The following is a 16,569-nucleotide window of genomic DNA, read 5'->3' on the forward strand; positions in this document are numbered from 1 at the left end:
GACCCGACGCCCGGGCGCGACATCAGGACGGCCGTCCCGAGCACCGCTCCTTCGTCCGGGCCGGCAGCGGCAGCCCCGACCGGGCTGCCGCGCGGCGGGTCAGCGCTGCTGCGCGACCGCGTACAGCGCGATGCCCGCGGCCACGCCGGCGTTGAGCGACTCCGTCGCGGCGTGCATGGGGATCGACACCACCACGTCGCACGTGTCGCGCACGAGCCGCGACAGCCCCTCCCCCTCCGCCCCGACCACGAGGCACACGCCGGTGCCGGCCGTGTCGAGCTCGGGCAGGTTCATGTCGCCGCCGGCGTCGAGGCCGACGACCATGAGGCCGGCGTCCTTGTACTGCTGCAGCGCCCGCACGAGGTTCGCCGCCCGGGCGACGGGCACGCGCACGGCGGCGCCGGCGCTGGACTTCCACGCGCCCGCGGTCATGCTCGCGCTGCGCCGCGCCGGCACGACGACGCCGGCCGCGCCGAACGCCGCGGCCGAGCGCACGACCGCGCCCAGGTTGCGGGGGTCGGTGATGCCGTCGAGCGCGACCACGACGACGTCGGAGCGGCGCCGGCCCTGCAGCAGGTCGTCGGGGTGGGAGTAGGAGTACGCGGGGATCTGGAGCGCGACGCCCTGGTGCACGGCACCGTCGGTGAGGCGGTCGAGGTCGTGCTTCGTGACGTTGAGCACCGACAGGCCCGCGTCGGCGGCGGCCTGCAGCGCCTCCTTGACCCGGGCGTCGGCCTCGACGGTGTCCTGCACGTAGAACCCGCTCGCGGGCACACCCGCCCGCAGCGCCTCGACGACGGAGTTGCGCCCGGCCACGTACTCCGCGCCCGTGCCGGCCCGGCGGCGCGGGCCGGTCGGGCGGCCGCCGGACGTGCGCCCACCGGTCGACCGCGAGCCGGCCGGGGCGCCCTTGCGCATGCCGGCGCGGGACTTCGCGTCGCGCTCCGCCTTCTTCGCCGCCTTCTCCCGCGCGACCTTCTTGTCGTGCGCGGGGTGGCTGACGCGGTCCTCGGCCTTGGGCGTCGGCCCGCGGCCCTCGAGCCCGCGACGGCGCTGGCCGCCGCTGCCGACGCCGCTGCGACCGGCCTTGCGCACCGCGCCGCGGCGCTGGGAGTTGCCCGCCATCAGGAGTCCTTCCCCAGGGTCCACCGCGGTCCGTCCGGGGTGTCCTCGACCGAGATGCCCGCGGCCGCCAGCCGGTCGCGGACGGCGTCGGCCGCCGCCCAGTCGCGCGCCTCCCGGGCGGCGACGCGTGCCTCGAGCTCGCTGCGCACGAGCGCGTCGAGCGCCGCCTCCGCGGCACCGGCGGACCCGGCGGGCCCACCGCCGTCGGGGGCCGGCTCCACGCCGAGGACGCGCGCCATCGCGAGCACGCTGCGGGCCGCGCCCGCGGCCGCGTCGTGGCGACCGTCCGCCAGAGCGGTGTTGCCCTCGCGCACCACACCGTGCAGCGCCGCGAGCGCCTGCGGTACGCCGAGGTCGTCGTCCATGGCTGCGGCGAAGTCGGCGCAGACCTGCCCCGCGGGGGCGTCAGGACCGCTCACGACGTCGGCGCCGACGGCGTCGCGCGCCCGTCGCAGGAAGGAGTCGATCCGACCCCAGGCCGCGGCGGCCTCGTCGAGCGAGCCGGGCGCGAACTCGAGGTTGCTGCGGTAGTGCGCCGAGGCGAGGTAGTACCGCAGCACCTCCGGGCGGTGCCGCTGCAGCAGGTGGGCGACGCCGAGGGTGTTGCCGAGGCTCTTGCTCATCTTCTCCCCCGCCGTCGTCACGAGGGCGGAGTGCAGCCACACGCGCGCGAACGGGTCGCCCGCGGCGTTGGACTGCGCGATCTCGTTCTCGTGGTGCGGGAAGCGCAGGTCGAGGCCGCCGCCGTGCACGTCGAACTCGGCACCGAGGTAGCGGGTCGCCATGGCCGAGCACTCCAGGTGCCAGCCGGGGCGGCCGCGGCCCCACGGCGTCGGCCACGACGCGGTCGCCGGCTCGGAGTCCTTCGCGGACTTCCACAGCGCGAAGTCGCGGGGGTCGCGCTTGCGCCCGGCGAGCGCGGGGTCGGTGTCGCCGGCCGGCTCGAGGTCCTCCAGGCGCACCCGGGTGAGCGCGCCGTAGCGGTCGAAGGAGCGCACGTCGAAGTAGACGTCCGCCGTGCCCTCGACGGCGTACGCGTGGCCGCGCGCCAGGAGCCGCTCGACGAGCTCGACCATCTCCGTCACGTGCCCGGTCGCCCGCGGCTCGTAGGTCGGCGGGAGGATGCGCAGCGCGTCGTAGGCGGCGGTGAACTCCCGCTCGTACCGGTACGCGTGCGCCCACCACGGCCGCCCCACCTCGGCGCTGCGGGCGAGGATCTTGTCGTCGACGTCGGTGACGTTGCGCACGAGCGTCACGTCGTAGCCGGAGTGCAGCAGCCAGCGGCGCAGCACGTCGTACACGACCTGCGCGCGCACGTGCCCGATGTGCGGGCTGGTCTGCGGCGTCGCGCCGCACACGTAGATGCCGACGTGGCCCGGGCGGACCGGGCGCAGCGGCGCGGTCTCGCGGGTGAGGCTGTCGTGCAGCCGGAGCGTGCCGGCGGCGGGCTGGGCGGGGTCGGGCACCGGCCAAGCCTACGGGCGCCGCGCCGCGCCTCCCCTCACGCGCCCGCGCCGCCGAGGGCCCGGGCGGCGGCCGTGCGCTGCGCGGCCGAGCGCGGGACCGCGCCGGTGCTCTCCGCCAGGGCGTCGGCCCGCGCGTGGAGCAGGTCGACGAGCGCGCGCACCGACCGGTCGTCGTCGTAGGCGGCGCGGTCGACGAGCACGCGCAGCTCCCGGGCCAGCGGACCGTAGGAGCCGTCGTCGACGCTGCGCGCGTCCGACGCGACGCAGCCGTCGCCGAGGTCGACCGCGACCGCACGCACCCCCGCGGCACGCCCCGCGTACGACGAGGGCACGACGCCGACGCCGCCGGGGCTCGCGGCCACGCCCTCGACCACGACGGCGTCGTCCTCGCTGCGGGCGGCGTCGGGGCGCAGCGGACCGCCGTCGAGGACCTCGGCCGCGAACACCTCGGCGGTGCCGCTCGCGGGCCCGGGCGCGTAGGGCGCGAGTGCGACCTCGGGCAGGCCGTCCCGCACCTCGGCCCACGTGGCGGGTGGGTCGTCGGACGACCACAGGCGGGCGAGCTCTGTCCCGGTGAGGCAGCGCACCCAGTCGTTGCGGGCCGGGACGACGACCGCGACGCCGTCGCGCGCGAGCACCACCTCGACCGGCTCGACGCCCGCCGCCTCGCACGCGGCCAGCTCCTCGGCGGTGGGCTCGCGCGAGGCCATGGCGACCTCGACGGCGTCGGGGGTCGCAGGCGCGCACAGCCGCCGGAGCCCGTCCGCGGTCCCGGTGACGGCGACGTCCACCTGCACGCCCGGCTCCACGTCGCCGACCAGGTCGGCGGCACCGGCCCGCACGAGCGGCGCGAGGGACGACGACCCCGCGACCCGCACCGTGCCGGTGAGGCCCTGCGTCGCGGGCGGGCCGTCGCTGCAGGCGGCGAGCGCCACGGCCGTCGCGGACAGCAGCAGGGCCGCCACCGCCGGCCGGGACCGGCGCGTGGCGGCCCCACGGGGTGCCGCTGCGCTCACGCGGAGCAGTATGCGGTGCCGCGCGTCGCCGCCCGGTCGACGCCGCTCAGCCGAAGCGGCCCGAGATGTAGTCGTTGGTCGCCTGCACCGACGGGTTGGAGAACATCGTCGTGGTCGTGTCCATCTCGATGAGCCGGCCGGGCTTGCCGGTCCCCGCGATGTTGAAGAACGCCGTCCGGTCGGACACGCGGGCGGCCTGCTGCATGTTGTGCGTGACGATGACGATCGTGTACTGCTCCTTGAGCTCCTGGATGAGGTCCTCGATCGCGAGCGTCGAGATGGGGTCCAGGGCGGAGCACGGCTCGTCCATGAGCAGGACCTCGGGCTCGACCGCGATGGCGCGGGCGATGCACAGGCGCTGCTGCTGACCACCGGACAGGCTCGAGCCGGACTCGTCGAGGCGGTCCTTGACCTCGTTCCACAGGTTGGCGCCCTGGAGCGCCTTCTCGACCTTCTCGTCGGCCACCTTCTTGCTCATGCGCTTGGCGTTGAGCTTGTAGCCGGCGATGACGTTGTCGTAGATCGACATCGTCGGGAACGGGTTCGGCCGCTGGAAGACCATGCCGATCTGGCGGCGCACGTCGACCGGGTCGGTCGTCGGGGCGTAGAGGTTCTGCCCGTCGACGAGGACCTCGCCCGTGACGTACGCGCCCTTGATGGCCTCGTGCATGCGGTTGAGGGACCGGATGAAGGTCGACTTGCCGCACCCGGACGGGCCGATGAAGGCCGTCACCGAGCGGGGCTCGATGACCATGGAGACGTCCTCGACGGCCTTGAACTTGCCGTAGTAGATGTCGAGGTCGTTGACCTCGATGCGCTTGGACACGGTGGGTGTTCCTCTCAGCGTCCGGTCTTCGGGGCGAACAGGAAGGCGATGAGGCGGCCGATGCCGTTGAGCAGCATCACGATGAGGATGAGGACGAGCGCCGCGGTCCACGCCCGGTCGAGGAACGCCTCCGGCGGCAGCCCGCGGCGCACGAACTGGTCGTAGGCGAAGACCGGGAGCGTCGACATGCGCCCGCCGAACACGTCGAAGTTGAACCCCACGGTGAACCCGAGCGTGATGAGCAGCGGGGCGGTCTCGCCGATGATGCGGGCGATCGCGATCGTGATGCCCGCGACGATGCCGCCGATCGCGGTCGGCATGACGACCTTGACGATCGTGCGCCAGCGCGGGACGCCGAGGGCGTAGGAGGCCTCGCGGAGCTCGTCCGGCACGAGCTTGAGCATCTCCTCGCACGAGCGGATGACGACCGGCGTCATGAGCACCGACAGCGCCACCGCACCGGCGATGCCGGAGCGGTGGCCGGGGTCGCCCAGCAGGGTGGAGAACAGCGCGAAGGCGAACAGCCCGGCCACGATCGACGGGATTCCGGTCATGACGTCGACGAGGAAGGTGATGGCCGCCTTGAGCGGGCCGCGCCCGTACTCCACGAGCCACACGGCGGCGAGCAGGCCGACCGGCACGGAGATGAGGGCGGCGAGGCCGGTGACGACGAGCGTGCCGACGATCGCGTGCGCGGCACCGCCGCCCTCGCCGACGACCCCGGCCATGGTCTGGGTGAAGAACGCGACGTCGAAGCGGGCGACGCCGTTGGTGACGACCGTCCACACGAGCGAGACCAGCGGCGCCATCGCGAGGACGAAGGCGATGGTGACGAGCGAGGTGACGACGCGGTCCTTCGCCCGGCGCGGCCCCTCGACGCTGCGGGCGAGCGCGAAGATCCCGACGGTGTAGACGAGCGCGGTGAGCGCCGCGAGGCCGGTCCAGCTGAACGCCCCGGCGAGGACGAGGCCCCCGGCGCTCAGGGCGGCCGCCACGAGCAGCAGCGCCTGCGGCAGCCGGCGCGGCAGGATGCCGGACCCGCCGAGACCGCCCGTGGCGGGTGGCGGGGTCGCGGGCGCGCCGCCCGGCACGCCGAAGCGCTCGGGCGTGAGGCCGCTCGTGTCGGCCGGGGCCGCGACCCGCTGGCCGGGCTGCTGCGGACGGGGGTCGGTGGACGGCCCGGCGTCGGCCGTGGTCCGGGCGTCGGTCCCGCGGTCGGTGCTCATCCGGCGGCTCCCGAGAAGCCGCGCGAGGCGATCCAGCGCGCGGCGTAGTTGACGAGGAAGGTGAGGACGAAGAGGACGAGGCCGGAGGCGATGAGCTCGCTCACCCCGATGCCGGTCGCCTCGGGGAAGTTCAGCGCGATGTTCGCGGGGATCGTCGAGGGGTTCTCGGAGCTGATGAGGTTCCACGTGAAGATCGCCGGGTTGACCGACAGCACGAGGGTGACGGCGAGCGTCTCGCCGAGCGCGCGGCCGAGGCCGAGCATGGCCCCCGAGATCACGCCGGAGCGACCGTACGGCAGCACGGCCATCCTGATCATCTCCCAGCGCGTGGCGCCGAGCGCGAGCGCGGCCTCCTCGTGCAGGCGTGGCGTCTGCAGGAAGACCTCGCGGCAGACGGCCGTCATGATCGGCAGGATCATGACGGCGAGCACGAGGGACGCCGTCAGCATGACGCGACCGGACGTCGCGGTCGGACCGGCGAAGAGCGGGACGAAGCCGAGGTTGGCCTCCAGCCACTGGAACGCGGGCACGAGGTACTGGCCGAACACGACGAAGCCCCAGAAGCCGAAGACGACGCTGGGGATGGCGGCGAGCAGGTCGATGACGTAGCCGAAGGTCTTGGCGACCCGGCGCGGGGCGTAGTGCGAGATGTAGAGCGCGATGCCGACCGCGACGGGCGCCGCGAACAGCAGCGCGAGCACGGACGCGAGGATCGTGCCCGCCAGGAGCGGCCAGACGTAGGCGGCGAAGCCCTGCTCGCGGGTGATCTCCTCGGGGTCGGCCGTGAGGGCGGGCAGCCCCTCGAGCGTGAGGAAGATCGCGACGCCCGCGAGGGTGAGCAGGATGAGCAGCGCCGCGACGAGCGTCGCGCCGGAGAAGATCCGGTCGCCGGGGCGCTGCGGCGCCTTCTGCTGCTCGGCGAGTGGTGCCGCCGGCTGGGTGTCAGTCGTCATGGGGGTGTCCTTCGGCCGCAACGGGGAGGGGCGCGGGAGAGGGGGGCGGCGCAGGGACGGGCGGCCACCGAAGATGGTGGCCGCCCGACCCCCGTCCGGTCCAGAGACGTGTCAGCGGTTGGTCAGAACCGCGCCGGCGTCACTGGATGGAGTCGATGGCCGCCTGGACGTCGGTGCGGAGGGTGTCCGAGATGGGCGCGGAGCCCGCGTTGTCGGCCGCGGCCTGCTGGCCCTCGGTGCTCGAGACGTACGTGAGGTAGTCCTTGACGAGGGCGGCCTTCTCGTCGTCGGAGTAGTCCGCGCACGCGATGTGGTAGCTGACGAGCACGATCGGGTAGGCGCCGGACTCCTGAGTGTCCCGGGCGAGGTCGATCGCGAGGTCGGTCTCGCCGCGCCCCTCGACCCGCTCCGACACGTCGAGTACGGTCGCCGCGGCCTCGGGCGAGAAGGCGACGAACTCCTCGCCGACGCCGACCGCGACGGTGCCGAGGTCGCCGGCCTGCGAGGCGTCGGCGTAGCCGATGTAGCCGTCACCGGACTGGACGGCCTGCACGACGCCGGAGGTCTGCGGGGCCGCCTCGCCACCGAGCTCGCTCGGCCAGGTCTCGACCTCGCCGAAGGTCCACACGTCGCCGGCGACCACGTCGAGGTACGACGTGAAGTTCTCGGTGGTGCCGGAGTCGTCGGAGCGGTGCACGGGCGTGATGTTCGTGCTGGGGAGCTCGACGTCGGGGTTGGCCTCGGCGATCGCCGGGTCGTCCCACGTCGTGATCTCCTCGGCGAACACGCCGGCGATGACCTCCGGCGGCATGTTGACCGTGTCCACGCCCTCGAGGTTGAAGATGACGGCGACGGGCGAGATGTAGAGCGGGAGCTCCACGACGTCGGCGGAGGCGCAGGTGCCGTTGTCGGCGACCGCGGCGAGCTCCTCGTCGTCGAGGTAGGCGTCGGAGCCGGCGAAGTCGGAGCCGCCGCCGAGCCACAGCTCGCGGCCGCCGCCGGAGCCGATGGGGTCGTAGTTGACGGTCACGCCGGGCTGGACGCCGTTGTAGCCGGCGACCCAGGCCTGGACGGCCGCCTGCTGGGAGCTCGCGCCGGCACCGACCAGGGTGCCGGACAGCTCCTCGCCGGCGGCCGCGCCGTCCTCGGCGGTCGCGCCGTCGCCGGCGGCGGCGGTGTCCTCGGCGCCCGCGGCGCCGGTGGCGTCGTCGGAGCCGCCGTCGCCGCCACCGCACGCGGCGAGGGCGAGCGACATGACGACGGCGGCCGGGAGCAGGCCGCGGGAGAGCGTGGAGCGAGTCACGGAGTACCTCCTGTGGGGGCCCGGGAACGGGCAGGGGCTCGTTGCGCTCCGACGCTAACCGCGCCCGCGGGGCCCTCCGGACCGCCCAGGTGAACCCCAGGTGAACGGTCGGGGAACCTTGGGCCCCCGCCGCTCGCACCGGTCACGGGACGGTAACGACCGCCCCGCACGGTGACCGCGGCTCACGTGCCGTCACCGGCGCGCGAGGCGCCTCAGCGGGCGGCCGCGCGCCCCGTCGACGGCCGGCCCCGCGAGCCCCCGTGCCGGCGCGAGGAGCGCCCGCCGTGCTGGGCGATGAGGACGGTCTGCAGGTCCGCGAGCGGCTCGCCGTCCTCGCCGCGTGCCTGCCGGACCCACTCGCCGTCGGCGCCGAGGTGCCACGACGCCGTCCCGGCGTCCATCGACAGGTCCAGCAGCGCGGTGAGCTGCTCGACGTGCCGCTCGTCGCGCAGCCGCACGAGCGCCTCGACCCTGCGGTCGAGGTTGCGGTGCATCATGTCGGCGCTGCCGATGTAGACGACCGGCTCCCCGCCCGCCGCGAACCAGAAGATGCGCGAGTGCTCGAGGAAGCGGCCGAGGATGCTCCGGACCCGCACGTTCTCGCTGAGGCCGGGCACCCCGGGCCGGATCGCGCAGATCCCGCGCACGACGACGTCGACCGGGACGCCCGCCCGTGACGCGCGGTACAGCGCGTCGATGAGCACCTCGTCGACGATGGAGTTGACCTTCAGGCGCACGCCCGCGGGCAGCCCGCGGGCGTGGTTGGCGATCTCGCGCTCCACGAGGTCGACGAGGCCCTGCCGGACCGTCCGCGGCGCGACGAGCAGGCGGGTGTACCGCGAGCTCGGCGCGAAGCCGCTCAGCTGGTTGAACAGCACCGTCAGGTCGTCGGCGACCTGCGGGTCCTTGGTGAGCAGGCCGAGGTCCTCGTAGATGCGCGCCGTCTTCGGGTTGTAGTTGCCCGTGCCGACGTGGCAGTAGCGCGCGAGGCCCCCGGGCTCGCGGCGCACGACGAGGCTCAGCTTGGCGTGCGTCTTGAGCCCGACGATCCCGTACACGACGTGGACGCCGGCCTGCTCGAGCTTGCGCGCCCACGAGATGTTCGCCTGCTCGTCGAAGCGCGCCTTGATCTCGACGAGGGCGAGCACCTGCTTGCCCGCCTCGGCGGCGTCGATGAGGGCGTCGACGATCGGGCTGTCGCCGCTCGTGCGGTACAGCGTCTGCTTGATCGCGAGGACGTGCGGGTCGGCTGCGGCCTGCTCGAGGAACGCCTGCACGCTCGTGGAGAACGAGTCGTACGGGTGGTGCAGGAGGACGTCGCGACGGCTGACCGCCGCGAAGACGTCGCTCGCCTTGGCCGTCTCGACCTCGGCGAGGTCCCGGTGGGTGCGCGGCAGGAAGGTGGGGAACTGCAGCTCCGGCCGGTCGAGGTCGGCCATGACGGTGAGGCCGCGCAGGTCGAGCGGCTCCGGCAGGTGGTAGACCTCGTCGGCGGTGACGTCGAGCTCGCGGACCAGCAGGTCCTTGTCCTCCTCGGCCATCCCGTCGGCGAGCTCGAGCCGGACGGGCGGGCCGAACCGCCGGCGCAGGAGCTCCTTCTCCAGCGCCTGCAGGAGGTTCTCCGCGTCGTCCTCCTCCACCTCGAGGTCCTCGTTGCGGGTGACGCGGAAGGTGGAGTGCCGGACCACGTCCATGCCGGGGAAGAGCATGCCGAGGTGGGCGGCGATGACGTCCTCCAGCGGCACGAACCCGACGCTCACGTCGTCGCCGCTGCCGCCCTCGCGCGGCACCCGCAGGAACCGCGGCAGGACCGGCGGCACCTTGACGCGGGCGAAGTGCTGCTTGCCGGTCGCGGGGTTGGAGACGACGACGGCGAGGTTGAGCGACAGCCCGGAGATGTAGGGGAACGGGTGCGCGGGGTCGACCGCGAGCGGCGTGAGCACGGGGAAGACCTGCTCGCGGAAGAGCTCGGACAGCCGCTCGCACGCGTGGTCGTCGAGCTCGTCCCAGCGCACCACCGTGATGCCGTGCACGGCCATCTCCGGGCCGACGACGTCGCGGTACACCCGGGCGTGCCGCGCCATGAGCGACTCGGTGCGCACCGAGATCTCGTGGAGCACCTCGCGCGGCTCCAGGCCGCTCGCGGCGCGCACCGCGATGCCGGTCGCGATGCGCCGCTTCAGGCCGGCGACGCGGACCATGTAGAACTCGTCGAGGTTGCTCGCGAAGATCGCGAGGAAGCGCGCCCGCTCGAGCAGCGGCACGTCGGGGTCCTCGGCGAGCTCCAGGACACGCTCGTTGAACGCGAGCCACGACACCTCGCGGTCGGCGAAGCGGTCCTCGGGCAGCTCGTCGACGTCGTCCGGCTCGTGCTCGGGGGCCGCCTCGCCGAGGTGCTCGGCGATCTCCGCGGTCTCGCGCCGCTGCCGCCCGGGCCGCGGGGCCGCGGGGCCGCTGCCGGCCTCCCCGCGGTCGTCCCCACCGGCCGGGGCCTCGCCCGACCCGGCGCCGGTCGGTTCGGCGCCGTCGACCGCGCCGGACGCGTCGGCGGCGTCCTGCCCGGCCGCGGTGCGCGCGCGGGACGTGCGACGGGTCGGCGTCGCCGCACGCGCCGGGCGGGCGGGGCGGGCGGGACGTCGGGTGGTGGCCATCGTGGGGGCTCCCGGGGAGTCGGACGAGGTCGTGGGTGTCGGTCGGGGTCGGTCGGCGTCGGGTGGTCGGTCAGCCGTCACGCGAGAACTGGACGTCGACGTCCCAGCGGGTGAAGCCGAGGGATGTGTACGTGCGCACGGCCGCGGTGTTGCCGGCGTCGACGTACAGCATGGCCTGGTCCAGGCCGCGCGCGCGGAGGTGGTGCAGGCCGACGAGCGTGAGGACGCGCCCGAGGCCCCGGCCCTGCGCCAGCGGCGACACACCGACGACGTACACCTCCCCGACCGGCTCGTGGCCGTGGTCCTGGTCGTGGTCGTGGTCGTCGGCCGGCCCGTCCGTCGCGCCGGTCGAGGGTCCGGACGCGTGGCCGTGCACCTTCGTCCAGTGGAAGCCGAGCAGCGCGCCCTCGGTGCCGTCGGCGCCGACCTCGTGGGCCAGGAAGAGCCCGGCGGGGTCGAACCACGCCTCGGCGAGGCGCGCGTCGACGTCGGCCCTCGTCCAGCGGCCCTGCTCCGGGTGGTCGGCGAAGGCGGCGGCGTTGACCGCGAGCACGGCGTCCGCGTCGGCGTCGAGGGCTGCCCGCGGCTCGGTGCGCAGCGTCCGGACCGCGACGCCGTCGGGCACGTCGGGGCGCGGCAGGGCCGCACGCAGGGACCGCCGCATCTGCCACAGCTCGCGGGCCCGGGTGAAGCCCATCGCGCTCGCGAGGGCCGCGGCGTCGGGGGACTCGCCGTGCGCCCAGAGCCGCAGCCGGCCGTCGGCGAGCTCGCCGGACAGGTCGAGCAGCGCGGCCACGAGCGCCCGCCCGAGGCCGCCACGGCGCGCGTCCGGGTCGACGACGAGCTCCGCCGACGACCCCGCGACGGCGTCGGTCGGGTCGAGGTGGGCGTACCCGAGCAGCGGGCCCTCGTCGGCAGCGGCGTCGGCGCCCCCCTCGCGGACGAGCAGGTGGACCCCGGGCTCCTCCCCGCCGCGGCGGAGGTGGAGCACGACGTGCTCGCTGAGCGGCGCCACCCCGTCCGCCTCGGTCGCCCGCCGCACGAGCTCCTCGACGGCGGCCACGTCCCGGGGCGTCAGCCGCGCCGCACGCCGCACGGCGGGGGCGCCGACGACGGCGCCGGCGGGCTCGCTCGGCATGGCCGCGAGCCTACGCCGCGGCCGCTCGGCTGCACCCGGATGCGGGTCCGCGGGGCTCACGGTCGGTGAGGGCGGCCGCACCGCATGTCAGGACACACCGGGCAGCCTGGCGCCGAGGGCCATACTTCACCGATCGTTCACCCGGTGCTCACCGGGGCGAAGGCGTCCCTGGTAGCAACGGTGCCGCACCGGGCGGGAACGGGGGGCGACCCGCCCGTACCGCCGTCCGGCCGGCACGACCCCGCACCCGACCCGATCTGGAGTGACATGTCCCAGGCACACCGCCGCGGCGCACTGGCCGCCGTGGCCGCAGTGGCGCTCGCCGCCGCCGGCACCGCGTCCGCCGGCGCCGCGTCCGCCGCGCCCCCGTCCGGCACGGGCGCCGGGAAGGCGCCCAAGGCCGCCTTCACCCTCACCATCGCCCACAACAACGACGGCGAGTCCGCGCTCACGCCCACCGAGATCGACGGCGGCGAGTACGGCGGCGTCGCCCGCTTCGCCTCCGTCGTGGAGCGCATCGAGCGCGAGTCGCTGAGCGGCCGGCCCGCTCCGGGGCAGTCCGGCAAGCGGGGCTTCCTCCTGCTCAACTCCGGCGACAACTACCTGGCCGGCGCCGAGCTCAACGCCTCCCGCCAGGAGGGTGCGCCCTTCTACGACGCCGTGGCGGTCGACTACCTCGACTACGACGCCCTCGCCATCGGCAACCACGAGTTCGACTTCGGGCCCGAGACGCTCGCCCGCTTCATCTCCTCGGTGCCGGACACGACGTTCGTGTCGGCCAACCTCGACGTGTCGGGCGTGCCCTCACTGGCGGCGCTGGCCGCGGACGGCTCGATCGCCGCCAGCACGGTCGTGCGCGAGCGCGGTGAGCGCATCGGCGTCATCGGCCTCACGACGCCCGAGCTGCCGACCATCTCCTCCCCCGGCGACGTCGTCGCGCGGCCGGAGCTGGTCGACATCACCCAGGCGCAGGTCGACCTGCTCACCGACTCCGGCGTCGACATCATCGTGCTGCAGTCGCACCTGCAGGACATCAACGAGGAGCTCGAGCTCGTCACCGAGCTGAGCGGCGTCGACGTCGTGATCGGCGGTGGCGGTGCGGAGCTGCTGGCGGACGAGGACGACCTGCTCGTGCCCGGCGACACGCGCCTCGACGACTACCCGCTGTACTCCACGGACGCCGACGGCGTCGAGGTCCCGGTCGTCACCACGCTCGGCTCCTGGCGCTACGTGGGCGCGCTGACGGTGAACTTCGACCGCAGCGGCGAGGTCCTCTCGGTCGACGAGGACGCCTCCGGCGTCCGCCGCGTGTCCTCGGTCGGCCCCGACGCGGTCGAGCCCGACCCGTACCTGCTGGAGAACGTCGAGGAGCCCGTGCAGGACTACCTCGACGCGCTCGAGGCGAACGTCGTGGCGCAGAGCCAGGTCGTCCTCGACCTGCAGACCGTCGACGTCCGCACCGGCGAGTCCAACGGCGGCAACCTCATGGCCGACATGCAGCTCGCCATCGCCACGCAGCAGGCCGCCGAGTTCGGCACGCCCGTGCCGGACCTCGCCTTCCACAACGGCGGCGGCATCCGCGGCAACATCGACCAGCCCGAGGGCCCGATCACCGAGGCGGACACGTTCCGCATCGCGGCGTTCTCCAACTTCGTGTCGGTCGCGCCGGAGTACACCGCGGCGCAGCTCAAGCAGCTGCTGGAGACCGGTGCGGCGTCCTACCCGGCCGCCAACGGCGCGTTCGTGCAGATCGCCGGCGCGAGCTACACGATCGACGCGTCCCGCCCGGCCGGTGACCGCATCACCGAGCTCACGCTCGACGACGGCACCGAGATCATCTCCGGCGGCGTCGTCCTCGACCCGACGAGCACGTACGCGGTCGCCTCGAACGACTTCTCGCTGGCCGGTGGCGACGGCTACCCGGCGGTCGACTTCGTGCGGCTCGGCGTGCAGTACCAGCAGGGGCTCGTCACGTACCTGAGCGAGGACCTCGGCGGCGTCGTGACCGCGGCGGACTACCCCCGCGGCGGCGAGGGCCGCATCACGATCCTGCCGTGACCGGCAGGTCGTCGGCGGCAGGCCGCTGACACCGCGGAGGGGCCCCGACCGGACCGGTCGGGGCCCCTCCTGCGTGCGTCTCGAGGACGGGGCGAACGCGCCCGCGGACCGGCGCCCGCGGCCTCAGTCCGTCGCGTCGTCCTCAACGGCGGCGCGGCCCACGACGAGGCGGTAGCCGACGTTGCGGACGGTGCCGATGAGGTGCTCGTGCTCCGCGCCGAGCTTCGCGCGCAGCCGGCGCACGTGGACGTCGACGGTGCGGGTGCCGCCGAAGTAGTCGTAGCCCCACACCTCCTGCAGCAGCTGTGCGCGGGTGAACACCCGGCCGGGGTGGGCGGCCAGGAACTTCAGCAGCTCGAACTCCTTGTACGTGAGGTCGAGGACGGTGCGCCGGACGCGGGCGGTGTACGTGCTCTCGTCGATGACGACGTCGCCCGCGACGATCTCCCCCGGCCCGTCCGCCGCGTCGTCGCGCGGCGCGACGGCCGCCGCCGCGAGCCGCACGCGCGCGTCGACCTCGGCCGGACCCGCGTCGTGGAGGACGACGTCCGTCACGCCCCAGTCACCGGACACCGCGGCGAGGCCGCCCTCGGTGAGCACGGCCAGCACGGGGGTGTCCGGCGCCGTCGTCCGCAGCAGCCGGCACAGCGCGCGCGCCGCGACGAGGTCGCGGAGGCAGTCGACGAGGACGACGTCGGCGTCACCCAGGTCGACGAGGGCACCCGGCACGCCCGGCAGGACGTCGACCCGGTGCGGGAGCAGCGCGAGGGCGGGCAGGGCGGAGGTGGAGGGGCTGAGGACGTCACCGAGCAGCACGAGTCGGGCCACGCCTCGTCCTCCTGTCGCCGTCGGATGGCTCGGCTCGGAGGATAGGGCGTGCCGGGCGCCGCCCCGGCGCTCGGTCCCGGTGCGTGCGGCCTCTGGCACGATGCCGGGGTGCTCGCCCGCGTGATCGTCCTGCTCGGCGCACTGGGGGCGGCCGCCGCTCTCACCCTCGTGCCGCTGCTGGCGGGCGGCCCGCTCGGGCCGTGGTGGACGTCGCTCGCCTTCGTCGCGGTCGTCGCGGCGGTCGGCTACGGGTGGACGCGGCTGCTCCAGGTGCCGGTCGGCTGGGGGGTCGGCTGGATCGTGGTGGGCACCGGCGTCACGGGGGCCGTCCTCGTGCAGCTCGACGGCACCGACGACCTCGAGTGGGTGCCCGCGGTCTTCGCCGTCGGGGTCGTCGTCGCCTTCGTGCACCAGATGGGCCGGCGCGACGGCCGGCCGCGCCTGGTCGAGTCCGTGTCCGCGAGCGTGAGCGGCCAGGCGGTCGTCCTGCTCGGCACCGGCTGGCTCGCCGCCGACGCCGGCACCGGCTCCGTCGCGCCGCTGCTGGTCGGCGCGACGGGGTGCGTGAGCGCGGCCCTCGTCATGAGCGTCCCGTGGCCCCGCCCGGTCACCCTCCCGCTCGCCACGGTCGCGGGCGGGCTGCTCGCGGGCGCCCTCGGCGGCTGGGTCGTCGAGGGCACCGGCGTGCTGCCGGCGCTCGCGCTCGGCGCGGTCTCGGGCGCGACGACCGCGGGCCTGCACGTGCTGCTGTACCGGCAGCCGACGACCTCGCACCGCCGCGCGGCGGTGTCCGCGGGGGCCGCGTGCGTCATGGCCGCCGGCCTCGGCGTGCACGTCGGCGCCCGCCTCACCCTGGGCTGAGCGCCGGCCGCCGGGCGCCGCCCCTCAGGTGCGCCGCCCGGCTGCCGATCGACGGGGTGGCCGCGGCGCTCCGACCGCGGCGGCAGCGACGGGGGGACGTCATGACCGGCACGCCGCAGCACCGCGCCGCCGTCGGCCGCGCACGCGGCACGAGGGCCCGTCGCCGCGCGTCCCTGGTCGCCTGGGTCGTCGCCCTCGCGCTGCCGGCGGCCGCGGCCGCGGCCCTGTGGACCGTCGGCGGCGCCGGGGTCGGCGGGGGCCGGGCGACGACCGCGCAGGACCTCGTCGTGACGCCCGGCACGGCCGGCGCGCAGCTGTTCCCGGGCGGCTCCGGCGACGTCGTGTTCGCCGTGTCGAACCCCAACCCGTTCCCGGTGCGCGTCACGGGCGTCACCCTCGGCGCCGTCACCGGCCAGGGCGCGTGCGGCGCGTCGAACTTCACCACCTCCGCCGGCACGGTCGCGCCGGTGACCCTGGCGGCCGGCGCCTCCGGCGACGTCACCGTGGTCGGCGGCCTCACGATGGTGGCCGCGGCGGGTGACGCGTGCCAGGGCGTCACCGTCCAGGTCGCGGGCACGCTGGTCGCCGCACAGGTCTGAGGCGGGCCGTGACCCGCCGCGCGCCGCGGGTGGGGCCCGCCCGCTCGGGGGCGCGCCTGCTCGCCGCGCTGCTCGCGTGGGTGCTGGTCTGGCTCGTGAACGCCGGCGCGGCGCACGCGTGGACCACGCCGGGTGCGGGGGCGGGGTCGGCCGGGGCCGCCACGCTCGCCGCGCCGAGCGCGGTGACCGCCCGGTGCTCGCTGCTGCTGCCGAGCGGCGTCGACGTCGCGTGGAGCCGGGCACCCCGGCCGTGCCCGGCACGCGCCACGTGGTCGCCCGCTCCGCCGACGGCGGGACGACGTGGACCGTGCTCGCGACGACCACCGCCACGTCCCTCGTCGACCAGCCAGGCCTCCTCGGCACGTACCGCTACCGCGTGACGTCGGTCGTCGGCGGCTGGAGCCGTGCGGCGGCGGCGCCCTACCCCACGCGGAACCTGACCCTCGGCCTGCTCTGCACGTGAAGGCGCGTGCCGTGCGCCGCCCGGTTCGTCGCGCACGAGGCGGCCCGCGGATCCGC

General features: G+C 75.2%; 14 protein-coding genes. 4 read left to right on the top strand and 10 right to left on the bottom strand.

Features of this window, described 5'->3' with window-relative positions:
• Window positions 1-99 precede the first annotated feature (99 nt).
• The 9 genes from rlmB to mshD all read right to left on the bottom strand — a co-directional run bounded on the left by rlmB (window position 100) and on the right by mshD (window position 11,704).
• On the bottom strand, window positions 100-1,125 hold the full coding sequence (gene rlmB / locus WAA21_RS09015; RefSeq protein ID WP_336922451.1) for a 23S rRNA (guanosine(2251)-2'-O)-methyltransferase RlmB: 1,026 nt from the start codon (window positions 1,123-1,125) through the stop codon (window positions 100-102).
• Window positions 1,125-2,591, bottom strand: a complete 1,467-nt coding sequence (gene cysS / locus WAA21_RS09020) for a cysteine--tRNA ligase (protein ID WP_336922452.1) — start codon at window positions 2,589-2,591, stop codon at window positions 1,125-1,127. Before cysS ends, rlmB begins: the two co-directional genes overlap by 1 nt.
• Window positions 2,592-2,626: 35 nt before the next feature.
• Complete coding sequence (locus WAA21_RS09025) at window positions 2,627-3,607, bottom strand: substrate-binding domain-containing protein (protein ID WP_336922453.1); 981 nt, start codon at window positions 3,605-3,607, stop codon at window positions 2,627-2,629.
• 46 nt (window positions 3,608-3,653) lie between these two features.
• Window positions 3,654-4,433, bottom strand: a complete 780-nt coding sequence (pstB, locus tag WAA21_RS09030; protein WP_336922454.1) for a phosphate ABC transporter ATP-binding protein PstB — start codon at window positions 4,431-4,433, stop codon at window positions 3,654-3,656.
• Between the two features lie 14 nt (window positions 4,434-4,447).
• Entirely contained in the window at window positions 4,448-5,659 is a 1,212-nt protein-coding gene (gene pstA, locus WAA21_RS09035) for a phosphate ABC transporter permease PstA (RefSeq protein ID WP_336922455.1), read from the bottom strand.
• Window positions 5,656-6,612, bottom strand: a complete 957-nt coding sequence (gene pstC / locus WAA21_RS09040) for a phosphate ABC transporter permease subunit PstC (RefSeq protein ID WP_336922456.1) — start codon at window positions 6,610-6,612, stop codon at window positions 5,656-5,658. Before pstC ends, pstA begins: the two co-directional genes overlap by 4 nt.
• 139 nt (window positions 6,613-6,751) lie before the next feature.
• Window positions 6,752-7,867 (bottom strand): phosphate ABC transporter substrate-binding protein PstS, encoded by a 1,116-nt coding sequence (locus WAA21_RS09045; RefSeq protein WP_442893255.1) that lies wholly within the window; start codon window positions 7,865-7,867, stop codon window positions 6,752-6,754.
• 260 nt (window positions 7,868-8,127) lie between these two features.
• Window positions 8,128-10,566 (bottom strand): RNA degradosome polyphosphate kinase, encoded by a 2,439-nt coding sequence (locus WAA21_RS09050; protein ID WP_336922458.1) that lies wholly within the window; start codon window positions 10,564-10,566, stop codon window positions 8,128-8,130.
• Between the two features lie 70 nt (window positions 10,567-10,636).
• Window positions 10,637-11,704 carry a mycothiol synthase gene (gene mshD / locus WAA21_RS09055; protein ID WP_336922459.1) on the bottom strand — a complete coding sequence of 356 codons (1,068 nt, stop codon included), beginning with the start codon at window positions 11,702-11,704 and terminating at the stop codon, window positions 10,637-10,639.
• 267 nt (window positions 11,705-11,971) lie between these two features.
• Here mshD and WAA21_RS09060 point away from each other — a divergent pair, with 267 nt between their 5' ends.
• The gene (locus tag WAA21_RS09060; protein ID WP_336922460.1) at window positions 11,972-13,762 is read left to right on the top strand and encodes a bifunctional metallophosphatase/5'-nucleotidase; all 1,791 of its coding nucleotides are present in this window, start codon (window positions 11,972-11,974) and stop codon (window positions 13,760-13,762) included.
• Window positions 13,763-13,885: 123 nt separating this feature from the next.
• Here WAA21_RS09060 and WAA21_RS09065 read toward each other — a convergent pair whose 3' ends face one another.
• On the bottom strand, window positions 13,886-14,590 hold the full coding sequence (locus WAA21_RS09065) for a winged helix-turn-helix transcriptional regulator (RefSeq protein WP_336922461.1): 705 nt from the start codon (window positions 14,588-14,590) through the stop codon (window positions 13,886-13,888).
• A 108-nt stretch (window positions 14,591-14,698) separates the two neighbouring features.
• Here WAA21_RS09065 and WAA21_RS09070 point away from each other — a divergent pair, with 108 nt between their 5' ends.
• From WAA21_RS09070 to WAA21_RS09080, 3 genes are all read left to right on the top strand, one after another.
• The gene (locus tag WAA21_RS09070; RefSeq protein WP_336922462.1) at window positions 14,699-15,451 is read left to right on the top strand and encodes a hypothetical protein; all 753 of its coding nucleotides are present in this window, start codon (window positions 14,699-14,701) and stop codon (window positions 15,449-15,451) included.
• 101 nt (window positions 15,452-15,552) lie between these two features.
• Window positions 15,553-16,050: a hypothetical protein gene (locus WAA21_RS09075; protein WP_336922463.1), complete on the top strand. Its 498-nt coding sequence runs from the start codon at window positions 15,553-15,555 to the stop codon at window positions 16,048-16,050.
• A gap of 229 nt (window positions 16,051-16,279) precedes the next feature.
• Window positions 16,280-16,513, top strand: a complete 234-nt coding sequence (locus tag WAA21_RS09080) for a hypothetical protein (RefSeq protein WP_336922464.1) — start codon at window positions 16,280-16,282, stop codon at window positions 16,511-16,513.
• Window positions 16,514-16,569 lie beyond the last annotated feature (56 nt).

It is taken from the genome of Aquipuribacter sp. SD81, from assembly GCF_037153975.1.
In the GTDB taxonomy this organism is placed as follows: Bacteria; Actinomycetota; Actinomycetes; order Actinomycetales; family JBBAYJ01; genus Aquipuribacter.

What these genes read in the sequence shown, in the direction of transcription:
- rlmB (WP_336922451.1), bottom strand. Translation starts at nt 1,125, where the DNA reads ATGGCGGGCAACTCCCAGCGCCGCGGCGCGGTGCGCAAGGCCGGTCGC.
- pstA (WP_336922455.1), bottom strand. Translation starts at nt 5,659, where the DNA reads ATGAGCACCGACCGCGGGACCGACGCCCGGACCACGGCCGACGCCGGG.
- pstC (WP_336922456.1), bottom strand. Translation starts at nt 6,612, where the DNA reads ATGACGACTGACACCCAGCCGGCGGCACCACTCGCCGAGCAGCAGAAG.
- WAA21_RS09045 (WP_442893255.1), bottom strand. Translation starts at nt 7,867, where the DNA reads ATGTCGCTCGCCCTCGCCGCGTGCGGTGGCGGCGACGGCGGCTCCGAC.
- WAA21_RS09050 (WP_336922458.1), bottom strand. Translation starts at nt 10,566, where the DNA reads ATGGCCACCACCCGACGTCCCGCCCGCCCCGCCCGCCCGGCGCGTGCG.
- mshD (WP_336922459.1), bottom strand. Translation starts at nt 11,704, where the DNA reads ATGCCGAGCGAGCCCGCCGGCGCCGTCGTCGGCGCCCCCGCCGTGCGG.
- WAA21_RS09060 (WP_336922460.1), top strand. Translation starts at nt 11,972, where the DNA reads ATGTCCCAGGCACACCGCCGCGGCGCACTGGCCGCCGTGGCCGCAGTG.
- WAA21_RS09075 (WP_336922463.1), top strand. Translation starts at nt 15,553, where the DNA reads ATGACCGGCACGCCGCAGCACCGCGCCGCCGTCGGCCGCGCACGCGGC.